This window comes from Endozoicomonas sp. ONNA2 (genome assembly GCF_024606365.1).
Taxonomy (GTDB): domain Bacteria; phylum Pseudomonadota; class Gammaproteobacteria; order Pseudomonadales; family Endozoicomonadaceae; genus Endozoicomonas.
This window is the reverse complement of record NZ_JAHHPO010000785.1, coordinates 1-6568: the sequence shown is the minus strand read 5'-3', so window position 1 is coordinate 6568 and position 6568 is coordinate 1. Positions and strand designations below refer to the sequence as shown.

Annotated in this window: 6 protein-coding genes; 3 read left to right on the top strand and 3 right to left on the bottom strand. The window is 50.9% G+C overall.

The annotated features are described in order from the left end of the window. Positions 1–180 precede the first annotated feature (180 nt). Complete coding sequence (locus KDK14_RS13995) at positions 181–435, top strand: glutathione S-transferase family protein (protein WP_257265790.1); 255 nt, start codon at positions 181–183, stop codon at positions 433–435. Further along, the gene (locus KDK14_RS13990) at positions 389–823 is read left to right on the top strand and encodes a glutathione S-transferase family protein (RefSeq protein ID WP_257265789.1); all 435 of its coding nucleotides are present in this window, start codon (positions 389–391) and stop codon (positions 821–823) included. The genes KDK14_RS13995 and KDK14_RS13990 overlap by 47 nt, the downstream gene beginning before the upstream one ends. A 133-nt stretch (positions 824–956) precedes the next feature. On the opposite strand, the gene astB is transcribed toward KDK14_RS13990, so the two are convergent. Genes astB through astA form a run of 3 tightly spaced genes read right to left on the bottom strand, consistent with a single transcriptional unit; the run spans position 957 to position 4920 of the window. After that, on the bottom strand, positions 957–2321 hold the full coding sequence (astB, locus tag KDK14_RS13985; RefSeq protein WP_257265791.1) for an N-succinylarginine dihydrolase: 1365 nt from the start codon (positions 2319–2321) through the stop codon (positions 957–959). A gap of 36 nt (positions 2322–2357) precedes the next feature. Continuing rightward, positions 2358–3836 carry a succinylglutamate-semialdehyde dehydrogenase gene (astD, locus tag KDK14_RS13980; protein WP_257265788.1) on the bottom strand — a complete coding sequence of 493 codons (1479 nt, stop codon included), beginning with the start codon at positions 3834–3836 and terminating at the stop codon, positions 2358–2360. A gap of 25 nt (positions 3837–3861) precedes the next feature. Next, a complete protein-coding gene (gene astA, locus KDK14_RS13975) occupies positions 3862–4920 on the bottom strand; it encodes an arginine N-succinyltransferase (RefSeq protein ID WP_257265787.1) in 1059 nt (352 codons plus the stop codon). A 348-nt stretch (positions 4921–5268) separates the two neighbouring features. On the opposite strand from astA, the gene KDK14_RS13970 reads away from it, so the two are divergent. After that, a complete protein-coding gene (locus tag KDK14_RS13970) occupies positions 5269–6567 on the top strand; it encodes a hypothetical protein (RefSeq protein ID WP_257265786.1) in 1299 nt (432 codons plus the stop codon). Position 6568: the final 1 nt, after the last annotated feature.

Genomic DNA, 6568 nt, shown 5'->3' with positions numbered 1-6568 from the left:
ACCAGAGTGGAGACTTTTCCCATTTCTATGTCCAGAAACAGCTTATTGAATTTCTCTTACCGAGAGGCTTTCTTTATAGCGGCAGGAAAGTCACCCTCTGGTTTTCTGGATATTGCAAAGGCTGCGGTAAAAGGTAGGATAGCTTGTGGTTGAAAAAAACTAATCATAGAGGATGTGACCATGAGTAAGCTTTATGGGGTGCCACTGTCACCCATGGTTCGAAAAGTACTGCTGGCTCTTGAAATAAAACAGATTGATTATCAACTGGTGCCGGTTACCCCGTTTATGAAGCCAGAAGGCTTTGAAAAAATCAGTCCCCTGAAAAAAATTCCTGCCTGGCAAGACGACAAGGTGACTCTTGCGGACTCCACAGTGATCTGTGAGTACCTTGAGGACCGTTATCCAAAACAGGCGCTCTACCCAACAGCAGCCTGAGGAAAAAGCGAAGGCTCGTTGGCTGGAAGAGTATGCCGATACCGTGATGCTGCCAGTACTGGGAACGGCCTTTTTTGAGCGGGTTGCCAAGAAGCTGATCAACCAGCCTGCTGACGAAGACAAGGTGCAGGAAGTTTTACAAACCAAACTGCCAAAGACTTGCGTTTATCTGGAATCTCAGGTGCCGGAAACGGACTTTCTGTTTGGGGTAGATCTTCAGTTAGCGGATATCGCACTGGCTACTCACTTTATTAATCTCGCCCATGCAGGAGTCCAGATTGACTCTGCCGAGTATCCGGGGCTGGCGGCTTATATTGAGCGGATTTTCCAGCACCCGGCCGTGGCTCACCGGATTGCAGAAGATAAAAAAGTGTTTGGCGCCAAGTGATCGCGGGATTAAAAAGTTTTATTTATTACCACCATTTATTACCACCAAGGCACAGAGAAGAGCCTTCTTTGTGCCTTGGTGTCTTTGTGGTGGAAAAATAAACATCGCCTATTTTAAAAACGCCGGATGGCTATTAATTCTGGAATGGATAGACAGAACCCAGGTCAAGAATTTGTGTCAGCTCATCCAGGGCAGTTCGCGATTCTGTCAGTAAAAGTGGGTCTGCCAGGTCTTGTTCCGACAAATGGTCACGATAGTGCTTTTTGACCCAATTATTAAGGGATGAAATACGCTGGTCGTTAATCAGGCACTGTTGATTGGTCGCTGCCAGTTCTTGCTCATTCAATACCACTCTCAGCCGCAGGCAGGCCGGGCCACCCCCGTTATTCATACTCTGGCGCAGATCAAAAACCTTCAAATCGGTAATCGGGCAACTTGAGTCGTTTAGTATGCCTTGCAGGTAACCCCAGACGGCAGGCTCATGTTCACACTCGGACGGGACAACGATCATGGTCCCGCCATCTTCCAACGACAGCAGTTGGCTATTGAACAGGTAGCTGCCTATGGCCTGTGCTACTGAAACTTGTTGTTCGGCTACTTCAACAATATGAAAGTCCAGATGAAAGTCCAGATTAAAACCCAGCGATCCATAAGCCTTCGTTAATGACTCATAGACTGCAGTCTGACCCACAAACGCCTGTTCATGACAGAACAGCAGGTTGCGGTTGCCCACAGCGATCACATCATTATGAAACACGCCCTGATCGATGACCGCCGGGTTTTGTTGGGCAAAGACCAGCCTGGTCGGATCAAGCTGATGCAGGCGGGCGATAGCCTGGCTGGCTTCAAGACTCTGACGGGCAGGGTATTTCTGTGGTGAGATCACTTGCGGGTTAAAGGCTTCCCGGCCATAAACAAAAAATTCAACGCCTTGAGCGCCATAGTCATGGCAAAAACGGGTGTGGTTCGCGGCGCCTTCATCACCAAAGTCGTTGTTGGCTGGCAGGGCCTGGTGGTGCATAAAATGGTCAGGGTTTTTAAACGTCGATTTTAGTATTTTTCCGGTAACGTCATGTTCAATGGAGCGGTGGAATTTATTGATTAAGTTAGCCGGCGTGAAATGGACTTTGCCATCAGCGCAATCAGCACCGGGAGAGACCGTCGCTGCATTGGCGCTCCACATACTGGAAGCGGAGCAGCAGGCTGCCAGCACTGCTGGCATCTGTTCAGCCGCATCGGCAAGGACCCGTAAATCACTGCCCGTGAAACCGAGCCTTCTCAGGATAGCGATGTCCGGGCGTTCCTGGGGAGCTAACACGCCCTGGACAAAGCCCAGTTCACTGAGGGCCCTCATTTTCTCCAGACCCTGCAGAGCCGCTTCTCTTGGGTTTGCTACTTTGCCTGCATGATGGATTGAGGCCCTGTTGCCTCGGGATAACCCGGCATAGTTGTGGGTAGGGCCCACCAGACCGTCAAAGTTGGCTTCTATGGTTTTCATTATTGACTGATTGACCATTGATTCCTTGGGGACTGTCTACAAATCCAGCCCGGGTGCCAGTTCTTTGGGCATACACAGTGTTTCCGACTCCACACTGGCCACTGGGTAAGCGCAGTAATCGGCCGCAAAATAGGCGCTGGGGCGGTGGTTGCCACTGTCACCGGGGCCGCCAAACGGTGCGGCGCTGCTGGCACCGGTGATGGGACGGTTCCAGTTAACGATCCCCGCGCGTATTCTCTGTAAAAAGTACTGGTACTGCTCCGGTGCCTCGCTGAACAATCCGGCAGAGAGACCAAAACGGGTGTTATTGGCTTCTGCAACGGCTTCTTCAAACGTATCATAGCGGATAATTTGCAAAAGCGGCCCAAAGTACTCTTCATCCGGGCGGTCTGTGATATGAGTCACATCAATAATACCCGGAGATAGCAGTCCGGTGCCGACTTGCAGATGGGTTGCCAAAAGCAGGCTTTCGCCCCCCAGGTTTTGCAGTGTTTGCTGGGCTGCCAATAGTTGTTTGGCTGCCGCTTCAGAGATCAGTGCTCCCATAAAGGGTGCTTGTTGGTCATCCCATTGCCCCACTTTGATGTTGGCCGCAGCGGCTGTAAGTGCGTCTACAAACTCATCCCCCCAGGGGGTGGCAGGAACCAAAAGGCGGCGGGCACAGGTACAGCGCTGACCGGCGGTAATAAATGCTGAATGGATAGTGTCGTGTACTGCGGCTTTGGTATCGGTCATCTCGGTGACAATCAGCGGATTGTTGCCGCCCATTTCCAGCGCCAGGATTTTTCCCGGCTGGCCGCCGTATTGCTGGTGGATCATCTTGCCGGTGTTTGAACTGCCGGTGAAAAACAGACCATCAAGACCCGGGTGCCCGGCCAGAGCCATGCCAGTTTCTTTCTCTCCCTGAACCAGATTGATAACGCCATCGGGTATTCCCGCTTGCTGCCAGAGTTTCAACGTGTATTCGGCAACCGCCGGTGTTAATTCGCTGGGCTTGAACACCACCGTATTGCCCGCCAGCAGAGCGGGCACAATATGCCCATTGGGGAGGTGGCCCGGAAAGTTGTAGGGGCCAAATACCGCAACAACGCCGTGTGGCTTGTGACGAATCACGGCTTTTCCGACAGGCATGGCATTTTCAACCGTCCCCGTTCGCTCATGGTAGGCTGTTATCGAAACGGCGATTTTGCCCACCATGGCAGCCGCTTCCGTTTTCGCTTCCCACAGCGGCTTACCGGTTTCTCTGGCAATGAGTTCCGCCAAAGCCTCTTTGTTCTGCTCCAGCTCGTTGGCAAACGCGTTAATCAACGCCTCCCGCTCCTGGAGAGGGCGAAAAGCCCAGTGATGATTGGCTTCCCGGGCAGCGTTTATCGCCTGATCGACTTGTTCTGCAGTGGCACTGGCACCGTGCCAGAGGGTATTGCCTGTTCCCGGATTTTCTGATGAAAAGGGTTTGCCATTTGCCTTGAGCCACTGGCCATTGATAAACAGGCATTGTTCATTGGTGTTTGACATGGTCTTGATCCTCGCAATTTGTTGACTATTCACTGGATAAAGGCACTACCCGCAGTAATTGGCCTTCTTCAATGTCAAGTGCTGAAGCCTGTTGGCTGGTAATTTGGACGAACTCCAGTCCTTCGTAGGAGAGATTGCCCATGATACAGCGAAACCCGGTCAACTCACTATTGGCCATCAGCCAGCGGCGCTGATCCGTGGTATTGCTGGTCACAATTTTAACCTTGTACTGTCGTGAATCCCGGACTGTGCGTACATCCTTTACCCTGGCTTCCAGTAGCGGACCCGCATCAAAAATATCCACATAGCCGGTGTAATGGAATCCTTCATACTCCAGCAGATACCGGGCAGGTGTTGTGCTTTCATGGGTAATACCAATGACTTCCCTGGCGTCATCGGGCAGTAAATTGGTGTAGATTGGATGGCGAGGCATCAGCTCGGCAATAAACGCCTTATCGAGGGTGGATTGGCGATCAGCCTCGGCAAAGTCCACTGCAAAGAAGTGTCGACCCAGGGCTTCCCAGAACGGGGAAACTTCCCGATCATCACAGGCGCCACGCATCTCGGCAAAGAGGTCTTCAGCAAACAGCTCTGGAAAAGCCGCCATAAACAACAGACGACTTTTTGAAAGAAAGGCACCGTTTTTCGAGTGACGATACTTTGGCAGCAGAAAGAGCGTACACAGCTCTGAAAAGCCGGTATGGTCACTGCAAAGCATCAGGGTATCCACCATGGTATAGACATCCAGTTGTTGTGAGGCATGAACCTGCTTGCTCACCTTGTAGTTATACCAGGGCGCGTCAAGTCCCACAGCGGACTCTATACCCGCAGTACCCACTACCTGGCCGGTTTCGGTATCTTCCATCACAAAAAGATAGAGGTTATTTTTCTGTTGTGCTTCAGAAGTACTTTTTTTCTGCGATGTTTCATGCCAGGCCTGCTTTAGGGAGGTGAGTGCCCATGCCAGTTTATTATCAACCATGGGACGGTGTGGTTGCAGGGAAGTGAATCCGGCGCCGGTCTGGTTGGCGATTTGCCAGAGAGCTTCACGGTCCTGCTCATGTATGGGGCGAATAACAATCATAGTCAGACTTTGCCTTTGTTTTAGTAGTCAGTGAGTTATCGCGACACAAATGCCCGAAGCACGTGAAAATATTTTGCGCCGCCTTCAAGGAGGCTGTCCGAGAATAGGCTGTCATCCCCGCCACGGGGACGCTCAGTCGGGCGCTATTCCCGGACAGTCTCCAGGAATGAAAAATGGTTAAGCAAAATATTTTTCACGGCAAAGAGATTTGGAAAAGTTACTTGATGATGGAAAGATCACACAAACAGAAGAAAATGCATCTATAGTTTAGCTTCAATAATTTAACAAATGGTACTGCTTCGTGCATTTAGTTCAGGGCGTGGTAAAAACAGTTCTGCAAAAACACCTATGATTCAGCCTCCTGTCCAACTACCGGAAGTTCCACGGTCTTGTGAATCCAGTGAATCTCCTTCTGTGCTGCCTGAAATTGGCAGTATTTCACCTGGTGAAGTTGACGGGACCTATATCAAAAAAGAACCTTTCTCTGTTGCTGAGCGTTGCAAGTCGCTGTTCAACAGGGTTATCTGTGCCGTAGAAACGAGCCTGTGGCATGTTATGGACGCCTTCAACTGGGCGGGGTATCTGGCAGTCTGGGCCATGGCTGGTGCTACTTTTATGGTTGGTATGATGGCATTACCGGTCATTCTGAAATCTGCCCTGACCGGCATCATTATTATGACTTGTGAAGCGATAGGGGAAGCCGTATTGCGCTACTATGCCAGTGATCAGTTCCCGACGGATCGCCTGCCGGTACTGTTGGACAAAATCCCCATAGAAAAGCTGCCTGTTCTTGGGGACTTTTTAAGCTTTCGGTGGCTGAGATACCTGCCGTTTCAGGCAGAGCGATGTGATGAAAATAAACTGACCTATTTTGGCAGTCGAATGGTGGCCGGTGGCGTCTATGGCAGCTTGCTTGGTTTTTTCACATCGTTAATCACCCTGTCTCCCTACAGTATCCTGGCTACGGGAGCATTAGCCACTGGCATCGCGTTTGGCCTGAGGTGTCTGGGATGTACCAAGGTGGCCCTGGACTTTGTCTTTCTCTCCAACCATGAAATGAATGAGGGTCGTCTTTACCATAAAGATAACGTTATCAATCGTACCATCAGAGACCGTTTGGTTGGGAATACAGAGTCGTCTAATTATTTTCCCATGCCGCCACCCGGGAATATTGATGCAGCGTTACAACTATTGAATATACGGCAGAATATAGACGCGTTGACCAAGGACGAGATTCATCAGGCGGCAGAAGCCCGTTGCCATGAAAAAGCGCAGTCAGGACTACCCGCAGAACTGTTTGATCGAGAGGTTAGCCTGATCAAACACGCTCAGGAACAGTTGTATCGACTGGTCACACAACGGGATTTGCAGGATGCAAGACAGCGGGAGTTGCAGACGAAGCTGGTTCGTCTGGCTCAACAACAAGAGAAAACAGACCGGAATTTACTGGGTTTGCCGGCAGAGGGTGAACTGACACACCAGCAGGTTGAAGCGGGTTACCGACAGGCCCTGGATGATTATGAGCGCTACAGGGATCAGGACATCAATGAGATTGACCGGGCGGCTGCACGGTTGAGAGAGGCCAATAGCAATAGGAGGCTGTCCGAGAATAGACTGCCCTACTGCGGCGACAGCAAATTGGTCTAAA

Excerpts from the sequence above, each read along its gene's own strand:
- KDK14_RS13995 (WP_257265790.1), top strand. The coding sequence starts at position 181 with ATGAGTAAGCTTTATGGGGTGCCACTGTCACCCATGGTTCGAAAAGTA.
- astB (WP_257265791.1), bottom strand. The coding sequence starts at position 2,321 with ATGAAAACCATAGAAGCCAACTTTGACGGTCTGGTGGGCCCTACCCAC.
- astD (WP_257265788.1), bottom strand. The coding sequence starts at position 3,836 with ATGTCAAACACCAATGAACAATGCCTGTTTATCAATGGCCAGTGGCTC.
- astA (WP_257265787.1), bottom strand. The coding sequence starts at position 4,920 with ATGATTGTTATTCGCCCCATACATGAGCAGGACCGTGAAGCTCTCTGG.
- KDK14_RS13970 (WP_257265786.1), top strand. The coding sequence starts at position 5,269 with ATGATTCAGCCTCCTGTCCAACTACCGGAAGTTCCACGGTCTTGTGAA.